Below are 20,770 nucleotides of genomic sequence, written 5' to 3' on the forward strand. Positions count from 1 at the left end.
CGCCCGCTGCGCGGGCTGCTCGATCAGCAGGCGAACCGCGGGAGAGCTCACGGGAGGCGCGGGTAGCGTGGGGCGGATGGAGCGACGGGCACGGCGGCTGCGGCAGTGGGACGAGGGCGTGGCGGCGGCGCGGGACGGGCTGTCGTACGAGGTGTCGGCGGGGATCGTGCTGTGCGGGGTGGCCGGTGGTGGGCTGGCGGCGGCGCTCGCGCTGGCGTCCGGGGGGATCCTCGAGTCGGCGCCGGTGGCGCTGCGGACGGTCACGGCCCTCGCGCTGGCGCTGATCGCCGGCACGGTCCTCGTGGCGACCGCCACCGCCCTGCGGAGACGGACGGAGGCCGCGGGAGCCCGCTTCGCCCGGGCCGCCTGGCCGGTCCCCGCCGACCTCGGCCGGGACGACCTCGCGGAGACCGCCGATCTGCCGTTCGACCTGCGACTGCCGGAGGACGCGCTCTCGCCGGCGGACCTCGTCGGCATCCTCGCGCCGTCGCGTGCCGCACGGGCCGAGGCGAGGAGGAGGGCGGCCACGCGGGATCTGCGGGCCCACTCCCTCCTGTTCTCGGCGCTCTCGCTCGTCGGCATCGTCCTCGCGCTCGCCGGCGTGCTGCTGATGATCGCGGTGATCGCGCTGCAGGGCTCGGAGGGGGCCGTCGTCACCGCGGCGGTCGTCGTCGCGGCCGGAGCTGCGGCCGGGATCGGCTCGTCCCAGGCGAACGGGCTGCCGCTGGCGGTGCTGCGCGCGTCCGACGCCGCCCTGGCCCGGAGCCGCGGGCTGTTGGTCGAGCGCTGGCCGGGGGATCTCGAGGAGGGACCGCTGTCGGTGCGCGGGGGAGCGGCGGCGATCGACCGCCGCCGGCTGACCGGACTGGCGCGGAGGCCCGCGCCGTCGAGCGCGGGTGCGGGGCGGGTGGCGCCGATCGTGATGCTCGCGGTGGCGCTGCTGCTGGTGGCGGGACTGCCGCTGCTGTCCTAGCGGCCGACGCTTCGGGATCGGGCGACTCGTCGCGCAGAGCATCAGCGGAGAGTGCTGCTCATCGCCGATGGCGGATGACGAGTGCTCTCGGCTGATGTTCTGCGCGTGAACGCTCGTCAGCGGGCGGTGTCCCGGGCGAGGCGGCGCAGGCCGCCCTTGGGCGGGACGAGCACGGGCTCCGGCCAGCGCGGGGAGAGGTGGTCGCCCAGGGTCACCCGGCGGATCTTCCGGCCGACGAGGGGGAGCACCCAGTCGTGCGCCCAGCGGTACTGGTCGCGCAGCAGCTCGCGCGGCGTGAGCGGCTCGGGCGGGTCCCACGGGCCCACCGAGATCGTGTGCGGCACGCCGAGGACGTCCAGCACCTGGGCGGCGAGCACGCGGTGCCCGCGCTTGGAGAGGTGCATCCGGTCGCTCGACCACATCGCGGCGTCGCGGAACGCCTGCATCCGCCAGTAGTCGACGAGGACGGCGCCGCGCTCGCGGGCGATGCGGCGGACGGCGCTGTTGTAGACGCGGTTGCGCTTGACGAACATCCGGGGGGCGGGCAGCCCGGGGATGTCGAAGCCGGTGAAGAGCACGAGCGACGCGCCCGTCGTCGCCAGGGCGTCGACCAGGTGCTCGTAGCCGTCGATCAGGACGCGCATGTCGGTGCCGAGGTCGAGGATGTCGTTGCCGCCGGCGTAGAGGGTGACGAGGGTCGGCCGCAGCTCGAGCGCGGGCGTCAGCTGCTCCGCGGTGATCTGGGCGAGCCGCTTGGAGCGGATCGCGAGGTTCGCGTACTCCCAGCCGGGTTCGGCGCGGGCGAGCCGGTCGGCCACGCGGTCGGCCCAGCCGCGCACGCCGTTGGGCAGGAGCCGGTGCGGGTCGCCGACGCCCTCGGTGAAGGAGTCGCCGATCGCGACGTAGCGGCGCCGGCCGCCCTCCACCCCGCGTTCGTCCGTCCCCGACTGCTCCGCCATCCCCGAAGGGTCGCCCGCCGGGGAGGCCGGACGGTGACGCCGCGGTGGCGGGGAGGTGTCGGGCTGCTCCGAGCCGACGGCGAGGCCGCGCGGCTAGGGTGTTGCGGTGATCGACAGCAGACCCGAGGACGACCGGGACGACGACGCGCTCAGCTGGGCGGGCGAGGGCGGCGACCCCACCCTGGTGGCGGGCGACGCCCCGGTACGACGCCGGACACCCCGTGCGGTGCGCTCGGCTCCGGAGGTCCGTGAGATGCGCGAGGGCGACGTCGACGAGCTGCCGGACGAGCTCCGCGAGGACGACGACGAGCTCCGTGAGGACGACGACGAGCTCGAGGACGATGAGGACGACGAGCGCGACGCCGCCGACGCGGCGGCCGCCTCCTCCGTGCTGCTGGTCGCGATGGGTGTCGCCGCGGGCCTGTACCTGCTCTGGACGATCGGCTGGATGATCACCGCGACACGGCAGAACGCCACGGTCGCCGGGACGTTCGGGGGCGACCCGCTCGGCGGCGGACTCTACGGCCTCGGACTCTGGCTCGCGGTCGCGGGGCCGGCGGCCTGGTTCGCCGCCGTGCTGCTCGGCACGCGGAGCGCCCGCACGCGCACCCGGGTGCTCTGGCTGATCGCCGGGCTGATCCTGCTGGCACCCCTGCCGTTCCTGAAGGGGGCGTGATGAGCGACAGCGCATCGACCGACTTCGCCGCGACCGGGAGCACGGTGAAGGCGACCCTCGGCGGGACCGGACACCGTGACGGCCGTCGGAAGCGCCTCCTGCTCTCGGTGCTGATCGCCGCGGTCTTCGCTCTCTTCTTCGCCTGGGACGTCTGGGAGGGGATCGGCAACCTGGTCGGCCTGCGCACCTACGCCGCCACGCTCGGCACCGACCTGAACGGCACGGGCTGGACGGTGCTGCTGCTCGGGCTGGCGCTGCCGGTGGTCTGCTTCGTGCTGGCACTGATTCTCGGCCGCCGGCGCGGGCTCCTGGCGCGGACCGGGCTGCTGTTCGCGGCGCTCTGCCTCTCCGCGGCGCTGTCGCTCGACGTGCAGCTGATCCTCGGATTCGAGAGCCTCGTCTCGCTCTAGGCCGCCGTCGCGCCCGCCGTCGAGGCCGGGCGTCACACGGCCGGGGACGGCTGCGCGCCTCCGCTACAGTGGCGGGGGCTCCACCGGCCCTCGTGCTCGGTGCCCGCTCCGTCCCCTCTCCGAAGGAAGCGCCTCTCGTGACTAAGCCGGTCGTCCTGATCGCCGAAGAACTCTCGCCCGCCACCGTGGACGCCCTCGGTCCCGACTTCGAGATCCGCTCCGTGGACGGCACCGACCGCCCCGCGCTGCTCGAGGCGCTCGGCTCGGCCGACGCGATCCTGGTCCGCTCCGCGACGCAGGTCGACGCGGAGGCGATCGCCGCGGCGCCCTCGCTCAAGGTCGTCGCGCGCGCCGGCGTGGGCCTCGACAACGTCGACATCACCGCCGCGACCGCCGCGGGCGTCATGGTCGTGAACGCGCCGACCTCGAACATCATCTCGGCCGCCGAGCTCACCGTCGGCCACATCCTGAGCCTCGCCCGTCACATCCCGGCGGCGCACAGCGCGCTCGCGCAGGGTCTCTGGAAGCGCTCGAAGTACACCGGCGTCGAGCTCTACGAGAAGACGGTCGGCATCATCGGCCTGGGCCGTATCGGCGCGCTGATCACCGCGCGCCTGCAGGCCTTCGGCGTGAACGTCGTCGCCTACGACCCCTACGTCACCAGCGCCCGCGCGCAGCAGCTCGGCGTGACGCTCCTGCCGCTCGAGGAGCTCCTCGCGCAGAGCGACTTCATCACCATCCACATGCCGAAGACCCCGGAGACCACCGGGATGATCTCGGACGCGCAGCTCGCACTGATGAAGCCGACCGCGTTCCTGGTGAACGTCGCGCGTGGCGGGCTGATCGACGAGGACGCGCTGCACCGCGCGCTCGTCGCCAAGACCATCGCCGGCGCCGGGCTCGACGTGTTCGTCAAGGAGCCGCCGACCGACTCGCCGCTGCTCGCCCTCGAGAACGTGGTCGTCACTCCCCACCTCGGCGCGTCGACGGACGAGGCGCAGGAGAAGGCCGGCGTCTCGGTCGCGAAGTCGGTGCGACTCGCGCTCTCGGGCGAGCTCGTGCCGGACGCGGTGAACGTCGCCGGCGGCGTCATCGACCCGTACGTCCGCCCGGGCATCCCGCTGGTCGAGAAGCTGGGCCAGGTCTTCTCCGGCCTCGCCGCCTCGCCGGTCACGTCGATCGACGTCGAGGTGCGCGGCGAGCTGGCCGGCTTCGACGTCAAGGTGCTCAAGCTCGCGGCGCTCAAGGGCGTCTTCAGCAACGTGGTGTCGGAGACGGTGTCGTACGTCAACGCGCCGGTGCTCGCGGAGCAGCGCGGCATCGAGGTGCGGCTGATCACGGACGCGGTCTCGGACGAGTACCGCAACGTGATCACACTCCGCGGCGCCCTCTCGGACGGCTCGCAGATCTCGGTCTCGGGCACGCTGACCGGCACCAAGCAGGTCGAGAAGCTCGTCGCGATCAACGGCTACGACGTCGAGGTGCCGCTCGCGAAGCACCACGTGGTGATGAGCTACGTCGACCGTCCCGGGATCGTCGCGGTCTACGGGCGCGAGTTCGGCGAGGCCTCCGTCAACATCGCGGGCATGCAGATCGCGCGCACCGAGGCGGGCGGCAAGGCCCTCTCGGTGATCACGATCGACTCGCCGGCGCCGGACGGACTGCTGGAGAAGGTCCGCGTCGCGATCGACGCCGACCTGATGCAGGAGATCGACATCACCGAGTAGGTCCGAGCGCGGCGGAGGAGACGGCAGCATGGAGCGCAGGTTCGCCCAGGTCGACGTGTTCGGCGCGGAGCCGTTCCTCGGCAACCCGGTGGCGGTGGTCGTCGACGGCGACGGCGTGTCCGACGCGTCGATGGCCGTGTTCGCGCGCTGGACGAACCTTTCGGAGACGACGTTCCTGCTGCCGCCCACGACCCCGGAGGCCGACTACCGGCTGCGGATCCTCACGCCGCGGCGCGAGCTGCCGTTCGCCGGGCACCCGACGCTCGGCAGTGCGCACGCGTGGCTCGCGGCCGGGGGAGTGCCCCGCGACTCCGGAGTGCTGGTGCAGGAGTGCGCGGCGGGGCTCGTGCTGCTCCGGGTGTCGGACGGGGCGATCGCGTTCGCGGCGCCGCCGCGGCAGCGCACGGGGCCGGTGGACGAGCCGACGCTGGCGCGTGCGGCGGCAGCGCTGGGGCTCGCGCGCGAGGAGATCCTCGGGCACGAGTGGGCGGACAACGGGCCGGGCTGGCTGGCGCTGCGGCTGGAGTCGGCGGAGCGGGTGCTCGCGATCCGCCCGGAGTCGGCGCGGCTCGGCGGGCTTGCCGTCGGCGTGGTCGGACCGCATCCGGCGGGGGCGGAGTGCGCCTTCGAGGTGCGCGCGTTCATCCCGGACGCGGGGGTGGCGGAGGATCCGGTGACCGGCAGCCTGAATGCGGGGATCGCGCAGTGGCTGATCGGGGCCGGGCTCGCGCCCGAGCGGTACGTCGCGGCGCAGGGGACCGCGATGGGACGCGCGGGACGCGTGCTCGTGGAGCGCGTGGGGGACGACCTGTGGATCGGCGGGGCGACGGCGACGCTGATCGAGGGGACCGTGCGGCTGTAGGCGGCGGGTCTCGATGCGCCGGCCTGCGGCCGGCTACTCGACCAGCATGCCCGCCGGCATGGCATGGCAGCGCGTGGCAGGCGCATCAGCCGCTGCTCCTTGCATGCTGATCGAGTAGGCCGCGGAGCGGGCGTATCGAGATCCGGCGTGCCGGCGGTGGTGGGTCTCGATACGCCGGCCTGCGGCCGGCTACTCGACCAGCAAAGGGCTCGGGTGGTCGCGGATGCGGCCGCTCCACCGGCGGCCGGGACGGCGCCGCTCCTCCGGGGTCAGCTCGGGAGGAGGCGGGCGATGACGGCGAGGACGTCGGCGGCCTCGCCGCGGGGGCTGTCGCCGGTGGGGAGCAGGGCGGAGTTGTAGTAGAGGCCGTCGCTCAGCAGGACGATGGCGCGGGCGACCAGGGGGTCGCCGACGGCCTCGGCGACGACGGCGTACCAGCTGTCGTGGATGCGGGCGAGGCCGGCGCTCGCGCGCTCGTCGTGGCCCTGGGCCACGCGCGAGACGGCGAGGATGGTGCGGTCGAAGGGGGTGTCCGCGGCGAACGAGGTGCGGATCAGGTACGGCACGACGCCTTCGTCGGACGTGCGGATCCGGTCGATGTCCTCGGCGAGGCGGTCGTCGAGCCGTCCGACGAGTCCGTCGACGAGGGCGTCCTTCGAGGGGAAGTGGTACAGCAGCCCGCCCTTGGAGACTCCGGCGGCCTTCGCGACGGCGTCGAGGGTGGCCGAGCGCTCGCCCTGCTCGATCAGCAGGGCCTCGAACGCGTCGAGGACGCGGTCGCGGGCGGGGGCGGCGGGCATGGGCTCCATCCTAGAGACGGATCCCGGTTCCACCCCTGGCTACTGTACCGGCTGGACGGTATACTCGGTCGCGATCACCCCGTTCGAGAGAGAGCACCACTGTGTCCGCCCGCACCGCACCCGTCAGCACCGTCACGACCTTCGGCCCCGCCGCGCGCGCCGCCGTCGAGCCCGACGGACCCCGCGTCGGCCGCCGCGCCTGGTTCGCGCTGGCCGTGCTGATGCTGCCGGTGCTGCTCGTCTCGGTCGACAACACCGTCCTCAACTTCGCGCTGCCGCTGATCGCGGAGGACCTCGGTCCCTCCGGCACCGAGCTGCTCTGGATCGTCGACGCCTACCCGCTCGTGCTCGCCGGACTGCTGGTGGCGATGGGCAGCCTCGGCGACCGGGTGGGCCGGCGGAAGCTCCTGCTGATCGGCGCGGTCGGCTTCGCGGTGGTCTCCGTCGCGGCGGCCTTCGCTCCGACGGCCGGCGCGCTCATCGCCGCCCGCGCGGCGCTCGGTCTCTTCGGCGCCACCCTGATGCCCTCGACCCTCTCCCTCCTGCGCAGCCTCTTCCCGAACCGCGACCAGCGCCGGATGGCGATCGCGATCTGGGCGACCGGGTTCGCGGTCGGCTCGGCCGTCGGCCCGCTGGTCGGCGGCGTGCTGCTGGAGAACTTCGCCTGGGGCTCCGTGTTCCTGCTCGCGGTGCCGGTGCTGCTGCCGCTGGTGGTGCTCGCGCCGATCCTGGTGCCGGAGTCGCGTGACCCGAAGCCGGGCCCGGTCGACGTGGTCAGCATCGTGCTGTCGCTCGCGACGATGGCGCCGATCGTCTACGCGATCAAGTCGGCCGCCGAGCACGGGATCGACGCGGTCGCGGTGCTCTCGCTCGTGGTCGGCGTCGTGAGCGGCGTGCTCTTCGTGCGCCGGCAGCAGCGCCGCGAGGTGCCGATGCTCGACCTCTCGCTCTTCCGCCGCGGCTCGTTCAGCGCGGCCATCCTGGTCAACCTGCTCAGCGTCGTCGCGCTGGTCGGCGGGCTGTTCTTCGTCTCGCAGCACCTCCAGCTCGTCGTCGGCCTCTCGCCGCTCGAGGCCGGGCTGGTATTGGTGCCCGGGCTCGTGGTGATGATCGGCGCGGGGCTCGGCGTGGTGCCGATCGCCCGGCGGATCTCGCCGCGGATCGTCGTGCCGGCCGGACTCGTCATCTCGGCGGTCGGCTACGCGCTGCTCGCCATCGGCAGCGCGGCGCCCGGCGGCGCCTCCGCGCTGACCGTCGCGATCTCGTTCGCCTTCCTCGGCCTCGGGATCGGCGCGGCCGAGACGGTCTCCAACGAGCTGGTGCTCGCGAACGCGCCGGCCGACAAGGCCGGATCCGCCTCGGCGGTGTCGGAGACGGCGTACGAGCTCGGCGCGGTGCTCGGCACGGCGACGCTCGGCACGGTGCTGACGGCCGCCTACCGGAGCGGCGTCGTGCTGCCCGAGGGCCTCGACGCCGGCCAGGCGCAGCGTGCGGGGGAGACCCTGGGCGGTGCGGTCGCGGTCGCGGGCGAGATCCCCGCGGAGTCGGCGTCGAGCCTGCTCGCCTCGGCCGGAGCCGCGTTCGACGCGGGCGTCGGCTGGTCGGCCTGGATCGGCGTCGGACTGGTGCTGCTCGCCGGTGTGGTGGCGGCCTGGCGCCTGCGCCGGAGCTGACGCGGCGCGACCGGCGGGCGGCGCGGCCCGAGAGTACGCTGGGCTGGTCTCCTGCCCCGCACGCTCGAGTGCTCCGCGCACCCAGTCCTCTGGACGCGCAGCACTCCGGCCCGTGCCCCCCGCACGTCTGAGGACCGCCATGACCCGCACCGTGAAGCTCGCCGTCATCCCCGGAGACGGGATCGGACCGGAGGTGATCGCCGAGGCCGTGAAGGTCCTCGACGCCGTCATCGCCGGCTCCGACCTGGTGATCGAGAAGACGCCGTTCTCGCTCGGCGCCGGCCGGTTCCTCGAGACCGGCGACGTCCTCACCGACGAGGACCTCGCCTCGATCTCCGCGCACGACGCGATCCTGCTCGGCGCCGTCGGCGGCGTGCCCGGCGACCCGCGCCTCAGGGACGCGAACATCGAGCGCGGGCTGCTGCTGCGCCTGCGCTTCGCGCTCGACCACTACGTCAACCTCCGTCCGACCCGCCTCTACGCGGGCGTGCCGTCGCCGCTGTCGGCGCCCGGCGAGGTCGACTTCGTCGTCGTCCGCGAGGGCACCGAGGGGCCGTACGTCGGCAACGGCGGGTCGATCCGCCAGGGGACGCCGCACGAGATCGCCAACGAGGTCTCGGTGAACACGGCCTACGGCGTCGAGCGCGTCGTCCGGCACGCCTTCGAGCTGGCCCGCAAGCGCCGCTCGAAGCTGACGCTGGTGCACAAGACGAACGTGCTGGTCTTCGCGGGCTCGCTGTGGAAGCGGCTCGTGGACGAGGTGGGGGCCACCTACGAGGACGTGGCCGTCGACTACCTCCACGTGGACGCGGCGACGATCTTCCTGGTGACCGATCCTGCTAGGTTCGACGTCATCGTCACCGACAACCTGTTCGGCGACATCCTGACCGATCTGGCCGGCGCGATCAGCGGCGGCATCGGACTCGCGGCCTCGGGCAACATCAACCCCGACGGCGCGTTCCCCAGCATGTTCGAGCCGGTCCACGGATCCGCGCCCGACATCGCCGGGAAGCAGCTCGCCGATCCGACCGCCGCGATCCTGTCGGTGGCGCTGCTGCTCGACCACCTGGGTCGCGGCGACGAGGCCGCCCGCGTGACGGCGGCCGTGACCGCCGACATCGAGTCGCGCGACGGCACCCCGCGCTCCACGGCCGCGATCGGCGACTCCGTCGTCTCGCGGCTCCGCTGACCCTCCTCTCCGGCCCCCGCCCCCGGGCCCCACGCCACTTCAGGAAGAACCCCTCATGACCGACACCCTCCCCGCGCAGGCCCTCGCCTTCGAGGTGACCGCCAACCCCGCGCCCCGCTCCGACGAGGAGCGCGCCCGCATCCTCGCGAACCCCGGCTTCGGGGTCCACTTCACCGACCACATGGTCGACATCCGCTGGTCGCGCGCCGGCGGCTGGGACCAGGCGCGCGTCGAGCCCTACGGCCCGATCCAGCTCGACCCCGCCGCGGCGGTCCTGCACTACGCGCAGGAGATCTTCGAGGGGATGAAGGCCTACCGCCACGCGGACGGCTCGATCTGGACCTTCCGCCCCGAGGCGAACGCCGGCCGGCTGCAGCGCTCCGCCCGGCGACTCGCACTGCCCGAGCTGCCGACCGAGCTGTTCGTCGAGTCGCTGCGGCAGCTGATCGCGGCGGACGGTGCCTGGGTGCCGTCCGAGCCGGAGACGAGCCTCTACCTGCGGCCGTTCATGTTCGCGAAGGAGGCGTTCCTCGGCGTGCGCGCGGCCGAGGAGGTCGGCTACTACGTGATCGCGAGCCCGGCCGGCGCCTACTTCTCCGGCGGCGTGGCCCCGGTGTCGATCTGGCTGTCGACGTCCTTCGCCCGCGCGGGCAAGGGCGGCACCGGCGCGGCGAAGACCGGCGGCAACTACGCCTCGTCGCTGCTGCCGCAGCAGGAGGCGTACCAGCACGGCTGCGCGCAGGTGCTCTTCCTCGACTCGCAGGAGTCGCGCTGGATCGAGGAGCTCGGCGGCATGAACGTGGTGCTGGTGAAGAAGGACGGCACGCTCGTCACGCCGGAGTCGGACTCGATCCTCGAGGGGATCACCCGCGACAGCGTGCTGCAGCTCGCCGAGGACCGCGGCCACCGCGTGGAGCGCCGCCAGGTGTCGATCGACGAGTGGCGCGACGGGGTCGAGTCCGGCGACGTGGTGGAGGTGTTCGCCTGCGGGACCGCGGCGGTCATCACGCCGATCGCCGAGCTCAAGGGCGACGGCTTCTCGGTGGGCCACGAGGGCGCGCCGGCCGGCGCGCTGACGATGTCGCTGCGCGAGGAGCTGACCGACATCCAGTACGGACGTCGCGAGGACACGCACGGCTGGATGACGAGGTTGGACGCATGAAGATCGCACGATTCGCCACACAGCGCTCCGGGGACAACGGGGGCGCGATCCACTTCGGGATCCTGGACGAGGACGACCTGGTCGTGCTCGCCGGCGACCCGATGTTCGCGGGCTTCGAGACCACGGGCGAGCGGATCCCGCTCGCCGAGGCGAAGCTGCTCGCGCCGGTCATCCCGCGCTCGAAGGTGATCGGGATCGGCAAGAACTACTCCGACCACGCGGCCGAGATGGGCGGCGACGCTCCGGCCGAGCCGCTGATGTTCCTCAAGCCGAACACCTCGGTGATCGGGCCGGACGAGGCGATCGTGCTGCCCGAGGACAGCCAGCAGGTGGAGTTCGAGGGCGAGCTCGCGGTCGTGATCGGGGCGATCGCGCGGAACGTGCGGGCGGAGGACTACGAGGACGTCGTCTTCGGGTACACGATCGCGAACGACGTCACGGCGCGCGACCTGCAGAAGTCGGACGGGCAGTGGGCCCGGGCGAAGGGCTACGACACGTTCTGCCCGATCGGGCCGGTCATCGAGACCGAGTTCGTCTGGAACGAGAGCGCGCTGGAGACGCGGGTGAACGGACGGCGGCTGCAGTCCGGGAACACCGGCGACATGATCCACGGGGTGCCCGAGATCATCGCCTACGTCTCGCGGGTGTTCACGCTGCTGCCGGGCGACATCATCCTGACCGGGACGCCCGCCGGCGTCGGGCCGATCGCCAACGGCGACACGGTCGCGATCGACATCGAGGGCATCGGCACGCTCTTCAGCCCGGTGGTGTCCCGAGCCTGACGCGTCCTCGCGAGATGCCACTTGTGCACGCTTCTCACGGCGTGTCGCGTGCACAAGTGGCATCTCGCGGACGTCGACGGGCTCGACTCAGTCGGCGGAGGCGCGGTCGTCGGTGACGGGGCCGTCCGTGGCGTCGGGGAGGTCGGCGTCGCCGGAGACGGTGTCACCGGCGCTGTCGCCCTCCGTGACGGAGTCGGAGACGCCGCGGTCGGTGGCGGTGCCGCCCGGAGCGGCGCCCGCGGCGCTCGCGTCGGTCGCGTCCTCGCCGGGCAGCACGGTCTGGGCGCCGCCGGTGTTCGGGGTCAGGTCGGACTCCTGCTCGGGCAGGTCCTCGTTCACGTTCTCGGGCACGGGGGCTCCTCTCGTCGGAGTGTCCATCGGAGCACGCGGGCGGCGGCGGGCGTCAGGGTCTTGACACGTTCCGGCGGTAGGTGGGTCCCGATACGCGCCTGCGGCGCTACTCGGCCAGCACGGGGGCGCTTCGGCGCTCTGCGACCGGCACGGGGCGGGGCGGTGGCTTCACCGTGCTCCCCGGAGCTGTCAAGTGGAGACGCTCGACGGGGACGGAGTCGTAGCGTCGAAGCATGAGCTCGTCCCGCACGACCCGCAGTTCCGATACCACCGCCACGACCAAGAGCACTGCCACGACGACCGCTGCCGCTGAGAAGAGCCGCGCGAAGACGACCACCGCGAAGAAGACCACCGCGAAGAAGACCGGCGCGAAGAAGTCCGGCGCGAAGAAGACCGCCACGAAGAAGATCACGCGCAGCAGCGTCGATCGCATCGCTCGCGAGGACTTCGGCTGGACGTCGCTGCTGCCGGGGCAGCGCGAGGCCATCGAGTCGGCCGCCGCGGGCCGGGACACGCTGCTCGTGCTCGCGACGGGCGGCGGCAAGTCCGCCGTGTACCAGATCGCCGGCGCCGAGCGCGGGGGCGTCGTGCTCGTCGTCTCGCCGCTCGTCGCGCTGCAGGCCGACCAGCTCGCCTCGATCGAGGCCGCGCCGGCCGCGCCGCCCGCCGTCGCCATCAACTCCGCGCAGGGCACCGCCGCCGTCGCGCGGGCCTGGGAGCGCATCGACGAGGGCGGCCCGCTGTACGTGCTGCTCGCTCCGGAGCAGCTGGCCAAGGAGGAGAACGTCGCCCGGCTTGCCGCGGCCGGCGTCTCGCTCCTGGTCGTCGACGAGGCGCACTGCGTCTCCTCCTGGGGCCATGACTTCCGCCCGGACTACCTGCGACTCAAGGACGTCCGCAGTGCGCTGGGCGACCCGCCGGTGCTCGCGATGACGGCCACTGCCTCCCGGCCGGTGCGCGAGGAGATCATCGACCGGCTCGGCATGACCGACCCCGAGGTGCAGGTGCACGGCGTCGACCGCCCCGAGATCCGTCTCGTGGTGCACCGCCACGAGAGCGAGAACGAGAAGCGCGCGGCCGTCGCCGAGGAGGCCCGCAGCTGGACCGCTCCGGGGCTCGTCTACGTGGCCACTCGCAAGGAGACGGAGACCTACGCGGCGGAGATCGCTGCCGAGGGCCGCTCCGTCGCGGCGTACCACGCGGGGCTCAAGACGAGCGAGCGGCGCGACGTGCACCGGCAGTGGCGCGACGGCGAGCTGGACGTCGTGGTCGCCACCTCCGCCTTCGGCATGGGGATCGACCGCGGCGATGTGCGCTTCGTGCTGCACGCGACGACGTCCGAGTCGCTCGATGCGTACTACCAGGAGATCGGACGCGCCGGTCGCGACAGCGAGCCCGCGACGGCCGCGCTGCACTACCGGCTCGAGGACCTCGGGCTGCGCCGTTTCTTCGCCAAGCGCCGGGTCGAGCCGGCCGCGCTGCGCGTGGTGTGGGCGGCCGTGTCCGACAAGCCGGGCGTGCAGGTCGACGAGCTGGCGGAGGCGCTGGGCAAGTCGCCGCGCACCGTCGCGCGGCTGGTCAACGACCTGGCCGAGGCGGATCTGCTCGAGACCGAGGGCGGCCTGCGGGCCGTGAGCGACTCCAGCGGGGACGACGCGGTGCGCGCGGTGAAGGAGGGGCTCGCCTCGCGCGAGCGCATCGCGGAGTCGCGGCTGTCGATGATGCGGGCCTACGCGGAGACCTCGCAGTGCCGGCGGCGCGTGCTGCTGGACTACTTCGGCGTCGAGGGGCCGGAGTGGTGTGGCAACTGCGACGGCTGCGAGCGGCACGAGGCGCGCCAGGAGGCGGCCGACGAGGCGGCGTCCGCGGCTCCTGCCGATGCGCCGTTGAGCGTCGACGAGGCCGTCGAGCACCGCGAGTGGGGTGCGGGGACGGTCATGAGCGTCGAGGACGACCGCGCGACGATCTTCTTCGAGTCCGAGGGCTACAAGGTGCTCTCGTTCGCGGCGCTGGAGTCCGGCGTGCTGAAGGAGCGCGAGGCGGTCTCGGCCTGAGTGCGGGCGGGGCGGGGTCTCGATACGCCGTCCTGCGGACGGCTACTCGACCAGCATGGAAGGGCGGCAGCACCGGAGGTGCGACCTCGTGACGCAGGGCTGCTCGGCCAGCATGGAGGGGAGCCGCACCGCAGGTGCGACCTCCACGTGCGAGATGCCACTTGTGAGCGGGCGACACGGCGTGTCGCGCTCACAAGTGGCATCTCGCGGAGGGGGTCAGACGTTCGAGACGGCGGAGCTCACGTCGGTGGGCTTGTCGTAGTCGCCGGCCGGGATGGCGCGGAGGGCTTCGAGGACGTCGCTGTCGGCGCCCTCCTTCTCGGCGGTCTCGACGATCGTGTCCTTCGAGGCCGGGTAGTCGATCCCGGAGAGGTACTTCTGGACCTGGATCGGGTTGGGTGCATCCATCGTGCTGTCCTTTCGTCGTTCGGTCAGTGCTGGTGCTCTTCGGTGAAGAGCCGGTCGAAGGCGTCCACGCGCCGGTCGGTGACCGTCGTGGGCGTCTCGAGGTGCACGGCGCCGCTGGGGACGAGCCCCGCGCCGCCGAAGCGCTCCATGACGCGCCACTGCGCGGCGACGTCCTCGCCGCTGTGCTCCGGGGGCAGCTGCTCCCAGAAGTCGAAGCCGCCGCAGGCGACGAGCGCCTCGCGACGGTAGAGCACGCACGCGCCGAGCCAGGCGACGCGGTAGGCGCGCCAGGCGCCCTCCGGCACGTCGAGGCGCGCGGCGACGTGGGTGAGGTTCGCCGCGTTGTGCAGCGGCCAGCGCTCGAACTCCGGCGTCCCGCGTCGGATCCGCTCGGGCTGGACGCCGTCGTCCCAGGGCGCGAAGGCGGTCTGCTCGTGCGGCCGCTCGTCGCCGAGGTAGGACAGCCCCTGCACGGCCGAGCCGACGAAGCCGCAGCCGAGGCGCTCGAGTGCGTCGTGCAGCCGCGCCAGCGTGCCCGGCTCGAGCCAGACGTCGTCGTCGAGGTAGAGGACCGCGGGCGCGGTCGCGAGCGAGAGGAGATAGTGCCGCTGCTCCGCGAGGCCCCGCCGGGGGAGATGCCGGCGCACGAGCGGAGCGCGGCCCTGCGCGGCGAGGATCCGCAGCATCGAGACCACGGTCGGGTCCGTCTCCGTCACTGCGGCGTCCGACTGGTCGCTGACGACGACGCGGAACGGCGGATCGTCCTGCGCGGCGAGGCCCGCGAGGGTCGCCGCCAGCTCGGCCGAGCGGCCGGCCGTCGGGATCAGGACGTCGACGGCCGGGGCCTCCGGGGGCAGGTCGCGTCCCCAGAGCCCCGACCAGCGCCGGCTGCTCACGGCGCCGACGACGAGCGGATGCGCTGGACCATCTCGGTCGTCGAGTGCTCGGAGACGTAGCCCACGGTGGTGACGGTGCCGCCGTAGGAGCGGACGACCACCGCCTCCGCGAGCATGTCGGGGGCGTAGTCGCCGCCCTTCACGTAGACGTCGGGCTGCACGCGCTCGAGCAGCGGGATCGGGGTATCACCGCTGAAGAGCGTCACGTAGTCGACGCAGCCCAGCTCGGCGATGACGCCCGCGCGGTCGCCCTCGGGGTTGATCGGGCGGCCCTCGCCCTTCAGCCGGCGGACGGAGTCGTCGTCGTTCACGGCGACGACCAGCACGTCGCCGAGCTCGCGCGCCTGACGGAGGTAGGCGGTGTGGCCGCGGTGCAGGACATCGAAGCAGCCGTTGGTGAAGACGATGCGGCGGCCGCGGCGGGCCTCCTCGGCGAGCACCTCCACCAGGCCGTCCTCGCCGAGCACGACGGCGCCGGGCGCGGCGAGCGAGGCGAGCAGGTCGTCCGCGGTGCAGACGGAGGTGCCGGGGCGCTGCACGACCACGTCGGCCGCGGCCTGCGCCAGGTCGACGGCGGTCGCCAGCGAGCGGCCGGCGGCGAGGGCGAGGGTCGCGGTGGCGGCGAAGGTGTCGCCGGCGCCCGAGGCCTGCTTCTCCTCGGCCGGCTGCGCGAAGGTGCGGGAGACGGTGCCGTCGGCGTCGAGGGCGGTCGAGCCGTCGCGGTCGAGGGTGACCACGACGTGCCGGGCGCCGGAGCGCTCACGGAGCCTCTCGGCCGCGGCGCGGACGGCGGCGGCGCGCTCGGTGCCGCGGCCGAGCGGGGTGCCGAGGAGTCGCTCCGCCTCCTTGGCGTTCGGAGTGACCAGGTCGGGGGCCGCGAAGGCCCAGTCGGCGAGCTCGTGCGCGTCGATCACGAGGAGGCCGGGGCGCCGCACGGCGAGCACGCGCTCGACGGCCTCGCGCAGGATCCCGGATCCGTAGTCGCAGACGAGCACGGCGTCGGCGCCGTCGGCCGCGCGGACGGCGGCCTCGGCGAGCTCGGCCAGCTCGGGGTCGGACGGGCGGTGCGGGCCGGAGTCGACGCGCAGCATCACGCTGTCGCCGCCGACGACGCGGGTCTTGATGGTGGTCGCGGCGTCGCTCCGGACGATCGCACCGGTGTCCAGGCCTGCGCGCTCGAGCGCGGCGAGGAGGCGGTCGCCCTCGGGGTCGCGCCCGGCGACGCCGACCGTGCGGACGACGGCGCCGAGCGCGCAGAGGTTCGCCGCGGTGTTGGCCGCGCCGCCAGCGACGTCGACGACGTCCTCGAGGCGCAGCACCGGGGCGGGGGCCTCGCGGGTGACCCGCTCCGCCTCGCCGAGCCACCAGGAGTCGAGGATGAGGTCGCCGACGACGGCGACGACCGGCGGCCGCTCGCGCACGTGCGCGACCAGCGCGCTCGCCCGCTGGAGTGCGGAGCCCTCGAGGCTCATCGCCCGGCGCCGGGGAGGACGGGGAGGCCGAAGTGCACGACGGTGGTGGTGGTCATCTCGTCGAGCAGCTCCGGGCCGTAGCCGAAGCCCGAGCCGCTGGTGCCGCGGGGCTGCGCGCTGCCGCCGGGGGCGCCGCCGAAGACGCCGTTGATCTTGACGGTGCCGACCGGGAGGGTCGCCGCGGCGCGGTGCGCGTGCTCCATGTCGGCGGTGAGGACGGTGGCCGCGAGTCCGTAGGGACCGGCGGCGGCGCGGGTGAGCGCCTCGTCGAAGTCGTCGACGACGAGGACGGGGGCGACGGGGCCGAAGGTCTCCTCGGTCATCACCAGCATCTCGTCGGTGCAGTCGGCGAGGACGGTGGCGGGGTAGAAGGTGCCGTCGCCGGGCTCGCCGCCGGTGAGGACGCGGGCGCCGTCGCGGACGGCGGAGGTGACGTGCTCGTGCACGGCGTCGCGCATCCGCGCGTCGACCAGGCGGGGGAGCGGGCCGTCGCGCCAGCGCTCGGCCTCGACGACCAGCGCGGCCGTGAAGGCTTCGGCGACGTCGCGGTGCACGTAGATCCGCTCGACGGAGGTGCAGATCTGGCCCGCGTTGGCGAAGGCGCCGAGGGCGGCCTGCTCGGCGGCCCAGACGGGGTCGACGTCGCGGTCGACGACGAGCGCGTCGTTGCCGCCGTTCTCGAGGATGGTGTGCGCGCCGGTGACGGCGGCGATCCGGGCCAGGGCGCGGCCGGTGGCGGTCGAGCCGACGTGCGCCAGGACGTCGACGCCGTCGGTGCGGGCCAGGGCGTCGCCCACGGCGCCGTCGCCCTCGACGAGGGTCAGCACGCCCTCGGGGAGGGCCTCGGCGAGCAGGCGGGTGAAGAGGGCGCCGGTGCCGGGGCTGCGCTCGCTGGGCTTGTGCACGACGACGTCGCCGGAGACGATCGCGGCGCCGAGCATGCCGGCGGCGACGGCGACCGGGTCGTTCCAGGGGGTGAGCGCGAGGACGACGCCGCGCGGGTGCGGCAGGGCGAGGTCGACGTTGAGGGCGCCGCCGCGCAGACTCTTGCCGCGGTGCAGGGGGCCGAGCTCGGCGTACTGCAGCAGGGTGTCGACGCCGGCGCGGACGCCGCCGAGGGCGTCACCGGCGGGCTTGCCGGTCTCCTCGGTGTTGAGGTCGGCGAGCTCCTGCTCGCGGGCGGCCACGCGGTGGGCAGCGGCGCGCAGCAGGGCGCCGCGCTCGGCGGGCGCGGTGGCGGCCCAGGCGGGGAAGGCGGCGCGGGCGCGGGAGACGGCGTCGGCGGCGAGGTCGGCGGTGGCGCCGGTCGTGCCGGCGGCGGGGGTCGCGGTGTCGATGGTCACGGTCACCTCTCGGTCGGAGGCGTCCGCAGGGGTCGCGGACGCGCGTGCAGACCTCCGGTACCCGCGCGGCGGCGGCTCAAACGGATACCGCCGCAGAACATCAGCTGAGAAGGCGACTCACCGCCGATGACTGATGAGAGCTCGATTCAGCTGATGTTCTGCGGTCGCGGCGGGGGTCAGGCGGGGCCGAGGCGGGTGACGGCGGAGGTGATCGCGGGGGTGGTCTCGCCGTCGGGCCAGCGGAGGGTGACGCCCTCGCCGGGGACGACGCGGCCGATGGCGGCGGTCGTCGTGTGAGGCGTGCCCATGCGGGAGGCGCCGGGGCGGTCGGCGGTGAGCATCGCGAAGCCGGGGAAGCAGGAGAGCCAGTCGGCGAGGCCCGCGGCGGCGGGGCGGGGGATCGCGGCGACCTCGAGCTCGGCGCCCGCGCCGGACGCCTCGGCGAGCATGCCGACGGTGCCGACGAGGCCGGCCATGCTGACGTCCTTCGCGCCGTCGGGTGCGGCGGTGCCGACGCTCGCGGCCAGCGCGCGGAGCACCTCCGGTGAGCGGCCCGAGGTCGAGTCCCACTGCAGTCCGGCGTAGCCCGGGCGCCAGCCGCCGGCGAGGTCGGCGGTCAGGCTCAGCTCGTGCCCGACCGGGGCGCTGCCCGGGACCGGGCGCTCAGTGCGGCCGAGGCCGGTGACCGAGAGCGCGGCCGGGACGCCGAGCTGAGTGTGCCCGCCGAGCAGCGGGACGCCCCAGGCCTCGGCGCCGGCGCGCAGTCCGCGGAGGACGCGGGCGGCGAAGGAGGCGTCGCGCGCGGCGACCGCGTCGAGCAGGCCGACCGGATCCGCGCCCATCGCCGTGAGGTCGTTGACGTTGACGAGCACCGAGCACCAGCCCGCCCACTCCGGATCGCGCTCGACCATCGAGGGGACGATCGCGTCGCAGACGGCGACGAGGTCGGAGCCGGGGACGGGGGCGCCGTCGTCGCCGCGGAAGCCCGGGCCGCCGAGCTGGCCGGCGAAGGCGTCGAGCAGTGGACCGAGCGCGGCCTTGGCGCCGCGCGCGAGACGGTCGAAGCGGTCGATCGGCCAGCGCATCCGCACGTGGGGAGTCCCCGCGACCTCGACGGCGCCGAGCCGGTCCCAGCCGAGCCGGCGGAAGAGCACCTCGTTCTGCGTCTGCACCGTCGCCTCGAAGCGGATCACGCCGCGCGCCTCGGCCTCGGCGCAGGCCGCGCGCACCAGCGCGGCGCCGATTCCGGCCCCGCCTCGGGCGCTGCGGCGGACCACCAATCGGCTGCCGGTCCACCAGCCCAGATCCTGCTCGAGCGCGGGCGCGATCCGCACCCCGCCGAGCACGCCGTCGGCCGAGCGGGCCACCAGCACCACGGTGCGCGGATCCTCGTCGAGCGCGTCGCGGTCGTCGGCGTCGAAGAGGCCCTGCTCGCCGACGAACACCTCGCGGCGGAGCGCCCGGTAGGCGGCCACCTCGGCCGCATCGGCGACCCCGACCACGAAGGCCTCGCGGGCGGCCGGCGCGACCGCCCGGACCCCCTCGAGGATCGAGAGCTCCATCAGGCGCCGGCGGTCTTCAGCACACCGCAGGCACCGCAGGCCGCGCAGCCCGCCTTCTGCCCGGAGGAGAGCATCCCGGCGGCGATCAGCAGCGCGGCGACCTGCTCGCTGACCTTCTCCAGCAGCGAGCCGGCCGGCGGCAGGACGTGGTCCACCTCCGTCGCCAGCGTGCCCTTGAGCGGCCGGAACGGCACCACGAACGGGTAGATCCCGCGCTCGATCAGCTCGCCGGCGCTGGCGACCAGCTCGTCCGGGTCCTCGCCCAGGCCGACGAGCAGGTAGGTCGAGACCTGGTTGCGGCCGAAGATCCGCACCGCCTCGTCCCAGGCCTCCCAGTACTTCGCGGTCGAGACGCGCGCCTTGCCGGGGGTCCAGCGGCGGCGGATGTCGTCGTCCATCGACTCGATGTGGATGCCGATGGAGAGGGCGCCGGCGTCCTTGAGCTCCTGCAGCGCGGCGAGGTCCTCCGGCGGCTCGCACTGCACCTGGATCGGCAGCCCGGGGACGGCCTGGAGCACCGCGCGGACGCAGCGGGCGAGGTGCCGGGCGCCGCGGTCGCGGCCCTTGGAGGTGCCGGTGGTCATCACCATCTGGCGGATGCCGTCGAGCCGGGCGGCCGCCTCGGCGACCTCGGCGAGCTGCGCCGGGGTCTTCACCGCGATGGTCGAGTCGTTGGCGAGCGAGGCCTCGATCGCGCAGAAGCGGCAGCGCTCGGCCTCGTCGTAGCGCATGCAGGTCTGCACGACGGTGGTGGCCAGGATGTTCCGGCCGTGCAGGCGGGCGATCTTCTCGTAGGAGACGCCGTCGGCGGTGCTCAGGTCGTAGAAGCGCGGGCGCTTCACCGGCTCGATGTCGAGGCCGATGTCGGCGCCGTCGAGGAGGAGGCGGCCGTTGGTGACGGCGTAGGGGCTCTTCGGGTTCACCGGGATGGCGGCGCCGAGCCCGCCGAGCATCACGTGCCCGTCGTCGCTCGGGCCGGCGCCGGCCTCGCGGTGCACGGGGGCGTCGACGCGGATGCCCTGGAGGGCGATGTCGACGCGGGTGCGCAGGGCTGAGGAGCCGGTGCGGCGGACGGGGGCGGAACCGCAGGCGTCGGCGGCGCAGGAGGAGTCGGCGGAGTCGGAGGGTGCGGGATCGGCGGTGCGGAGGCGGGGCGTCTGCAGATCGGTCATGGTGCTCCTCGGAGTCTCGAGTCGAGCGGTGCGCGACGGCGGAGTCCGACGTCGTGAGCCTCCATTAGGTCAACGCGGTGTTTCGGAGCGATGACATCGGGAACGCGATCGTGTTACATCCGGCGGCGGCCCCGGCGCCCACCCGATGCCTGCCCGGCGTCACGCAGGCTTCTTCTGGCCGAAACCACTCCGAAACACGAGCGGCCTTGACTGGACGCAGTCGGGACGAACGCTCCCGACCCGGCCCCGTCGCTCCGCTCGTCCTCGCACCGCCCCGAGCGACACCGGCCTCTGCATCA

19 protein-coding genes are annotated in these 20,770 nt (G+C 74.0%); 10 read left to right on the top strand and 9 right to left on the bottom strand.

Annotated elements, in window-relative coordinates; all coding sequences use genetic code 11:
- Positions 1-76 precede the first annotated feature (76 nt).
- A complete protein-coding gene (locus tag MT355_RS03805; RefSeq protein ID WP_243598580.1) occupies positions 77-973 on the top strand; it encodes a hypothetical protein in 897 nt (298 codons plus the stop codon).
- Positions 974-1,089: 116 nt separating this feature from the next.
- Here the strand turns inward: MT355_RS03805 and MT355_RS03810 are convergent, their stop codons facing one another.
- Complete coding sequence (locus MT355_RS03810; RefSeq protein ID WP_243598581.1) at positions 1,090-1,932, bottom strand: SGNH/GDSL hydrolase family protein; 843 nt, start codon at positions 1,930-1,932, stop codon at positions 1,090-1,092.
- Positions 1,933-2,038: 106 nt separating this feature from the next.
- On the opposite strand from MT355_RS03810, the gene MT355_RS03815 reads away from it, so the two are divergent.
- The 4 genes from MT355_RS03815 to MT355_RS03830 all read left to right on the top strand — a co-directional run bounded on the left by MT355_RS03815 (position 2,039) and on the right by MT355_RS03830 (position 5,607).
- The gene (locus MT355_RS03815; protein WP_243598582.1) at positions 2,039-2,608 is read left to right on the top strand and encodes a hypothetical protein; all 570 of its coding nucleotides are present in this window, start codon (positions 2,039-2,041) and stop codon (positions 2,606-2,608) included.
- On the top strand, positions 2,608-3,018 hold the full coding sequence (locus tag MT355_RS03820) for a hypothetical protein (protein ID WP_243598583.1): 411 nt from the start codon (positions 2,608-2,610) through the stop codon (positions 3,016-3,018). Before MT355_RS03815 ends, MT355_RS03820 begins: the two co-directional genes overlap by 1 nt.
- A 137-nt stretch (positions 3,019-3,155) precedes the next feature.
- Positions 3,156-4,745, top strand: coding sequence for a phosphoglycerate dehydrogenase (gene serA, locus MT355_RS03825; RefSeq protein WP_123447972.1), 1,590 nt, complete (start codon positions 3,156-3,158; stop codon positions 4,743-4,745).
- Between the two features lie 28 nt (positions 4,746-4,773).
- Entirely contained in the window at positions 4,774-5,607 is an 834-nt protein-coding gene (locus MT355_RS03830) for a PhzF family phenazine biosynthesis protein (RefSeq protein WP_243598584.1), read from the top strand.
- Between the two features lie 269 nt (positions 5,608-5,876).
- Here the strand turns inward: MT355_RS03830 and MT355_RS03835 are convergent, their stop codons facing one another.
- Complete coding sequence (locus tag MT355_RS03835) at positions 5,877-6,407, bottom strand: TetR/AcrR family transcriptional regulator (protein WP_123447970.1); 531 nt, start codon at positions 6,405-6,407, stop codon at positions 5,877-5,879.
- Positions 6,408-6,508: 101 nt separating this feature from the next.
- On the opposite strand from MT355_RS03835, the gene MT355_RS03840 reads away from it, so the two are divergent.
- The 4 genes from MT355_RS03840 (at position 6,509) to MT355_RS03855 (ending at position 11,213) form a co-directional block, all read left to right on the top strand.
- The gene (locus MT355_RS03840; protein WP_243598585.1) at positions 6,509-8,080 is read left to right on the top strand and encodes an MFS transporter; all 1,572 of its coding nucleotides are present in this window, start codon (positions 6,509-6,511) and stop codon (positions 8,078-8,080) included.
- Positions 8,081-8,219: 139 nt separating this feature from the next.
- On the top strand, positions 8,220-9,269 hold the full coding sequence (locus tag MT355_RS03845; protein WP_243598586.1) for a 3-isopropylmalate dehydrogenase: 1,050 nt from the start codon (positions 8,220-8,222) through the stop codon (positions 9,267-9,269).
- A gap of 55 nt (positions 9,270-9,324) precedes the next feature.
- Positions 9,325-10,431, top strand: coding sequence for a branched-chain amino acid aminotransferase (locus MT355_RS03850; RefSeq protein WP_243582333.1), 1,107 nt, complete (start codon positions 9,325-9,327; stop codon positions 10,429-10,431).
- Positions 10,428-11,213 carry a fumarylacetoacetate hydrolase family protein gene (locus MT355_RS03855; RefSeq protein WP_123447967.1) on the top strand — a complete coding sequence of 262 codons (786 nt, stop codon included), beginning with the start codon at positions 10,428-10,430 and terminating at the stop codon, positions 11,211-11,213. The genes MT355_RS03850 and MT355_RS03855 overlap by 4 nt, the downstream gene beginning before the upstream one ends.
- A gap of 87 nt (positions 11,214-11,300) precedes the next feature.
- Here the strand turns inward: MT355_RS03855 and MT355_RS03860 are convergent, their stop codons facing one another.
- The gene (locus MT355_RS03860; RefSeq protein WP_243598587.1) at positions 11,301-11,564 is read right to left on the bottom strand and encodes a hypothetical protein; all 264 of its coding nucleotides are present in this window, start codon (positions 11,562-11,564) and stop codon (positions 11,301-11,303) included.
- A 233-nt stretch (positions 11,565-11,797) separates the two neighbouring features.
- On the opposite strand from MT355_RS03860, the gene MT355_RS03865 reads away from it, so the two are divergent.
- Entirely contained in the window at positions 11,798-13,618 is a 1,821-nt protein-coding gene (locus tag MT355_RS03865; RefSeq protein WP_243598588.1) for a RecQ family ATP-dependent DNA helicase, read from the top strand.
- A 216-nt stretch (positions 13,619-13,834) separates the two neighbouring features.
- Here the strand turns inward: MT355_RS03865 and MT355_RS03870 are convergent, their stop codons facing one another.
- The 6 genes from MT355_RS03870 to MT355_RS03895 all read right to left on the bottom strand — a co-directional run bounded on the left by MT355_RS03870 (position 13,835) and on the right by MT355_RS03895 (position 20,471).
- Positions 13,835-14,026, bottom strand: a complete 192-nt coding sequence (locus MT355_RS03870; protein ID WP_243598589.1) for a DUF2795 domain-containing protein — start codon at positions 14,024-14,026, stop codon at positions 13,835-13,837.
- Positions 14,027-14,049: 23 nt separating this feature from the next.
- A complete protein-coding gene (locus MT355_RS03875; protein ID WP_243598590.1) occupies positions 14,050-14,922 on the bottom strand; it encodes a glycosyltransferase family 2 protein in 873 nt (290 codons plus the stop codon).
- Positions 14,919-16,394 carry a D-glycero-beta-D-manno-heptose 1-phosphate adenylyltransferase gene (gene rfaE2, locus MT355_RS03880; protein WP_243598591.1) on the bottom strand — a complete coding sequence of 492 codons (1,476 nt, stop codon included), beginning with the start codon at positions 16,392-16,394 and terminating at the stop codon, positions 14,919-14,921. The genes MT355_RS03875 and rfaE2 overlap by 4 nt, the downstream gene beginning before the upstream one ends.
- Positions 16,391-17,737: an aldehyde dehydrogenase gene (locus MT355_RS03885; RefSeq protein ID WP_374204630.1), complete on the bottom strand. Its 1,347-nt coding sequence runs from the start codon at positions 17,735-17,737 to the stop codon at positions 16,391-16,393. The genes rfaE2 and MT355_RS03885 overlap by 4 nt, the downstream gene beginning before the upstream one ends.
- 176 nt (positions 17,738-17,913) lie before the next feature.
- Positions 17,914-19,299 carry an MSMEG_0567/sll0787 family protein gene (locus MT355_RS03890; protein WP_243598592.1) on the bottom strand — a complete coding sequence of 462 codons (1,386 nt, stop codon included), beginning with the start codon at positions 19,297-19,299 and terminating at the stop codon, positions 17,914-17,916.
- Complete coding sequence (locus MT355_RS03895; RefSeq protein ID WP_243598593.1) at positions 19,299-20,471, bottom strand: MSMEG_0568 family radical SAM protein; 1,173 nt, start codon at positions 20,469-20,471, stop codon at positions 19,299-19,301. Before MT355_RS03895 ends, MT355_RS03890 begins: the two co-directional genes overlap by 1 nt.
- Positions 20,472-20,770: the final 299 nt, after the last annotated feature.

It is taken from the genome of Rathayibacter sp. VKM Ac-2929 (genome assembly GCF_022815495.1).
In the GTDB taxonomy this organism is placed as follows: Bacteria; Actinomycetota; Actinomycetes; order Actinomycetales; family Microbacteriaceae; genus Rathayibacter; species Rathayibacter festucae.

Coding starts and splice junctions, on each gene's coding strand:
- MT355_RS03805 (WP_243598580.1), top strand. CDS start 77: ATGGAGCGACGGGCACGGCGGCTGCGGCAGTGGGACGAGGGCGTGGCG.
- MT355_RS03810 (WP_243598581.1), bottom strand. CDS start 1,932: ATGGCGGAGCAGTCGGGGACGGACGAACGCGGGGTGGAGGGCGGCCGG.
- MT355_RS03820 (WP_243598583.1), top strand. CDS start 2,608: ATGAGCGACAGCGCATCGACCGACTTCGCCGCGACCGGGAGCACGGTG.
- MT355_RS03830 (WP_243598584.1), top strand. CDS start 4,774: ATGGAGCGCAGGTTCGCCCAGGTCGACGTGTTCGGCGCGGAGCCGTTC.
- MT355_RS03835 (WP_123447970.1), bottom strand. CDS start 6,407: ATGCCCGCCGCCCCCGCCCGCGACCGCGTCCTCGACGCGTTCGAGGCC.
- MT355_RS03845 (WP_243598586.1), top strand. CDS start 8,220: ATGACCCGCACCGTGAAGCTCGCCGTCATCCCCGGAGACGGGATCGGA.
- MT355_RS03850 (WP_243582333.1), top strand. CDS start 9,325: ATGACCGACACCCTCCCCGCGCAGGCCCTCGCCTTCGAGGTGACCGCC.
- MT355_RS03855 (WP_123447967.1), top strand. CDS start 10,428: ATGAAGATCGCACGATTCGCCACACAGCGCTCCGGGGACAACGGGGGC.
- MT355_RS03865 (WP_243598588.1), top strand. CDS start 11,798: ATGAGCTCGTCCCGCACGACCCGCAGTTCCGATACCACCGCCACGACC.
- MT355_RS03870 (WP_243598589.1), bottom strand. CDS start 14,026: ATGGATGCACCCAACCCGATCCAGGTCCAGAAGTACCTCTCCGGGATC.
- rfaE2 (WP_243598591.1), bottom strand. CDS start 16,394: ATGAGCCTCGAGGGCTCCGCACTCCAGCGGGCGAGCGCGCTGGTCGCG.
- MT355_RS03890 (WP_243598592.1), bottom strand. CDS start 19,299: ATGGAGCTCTCGATCCTCGAGGGGGTCCGGGCGGTCGCGCCGGCCGCC.
- MT355_RS03895 (WP_243598593.1), bottom strand. CDS start 20,471: ATGACCGATCTGCAGACGCCCCGCCTCCGCACCGCCGATCCCGCACCC.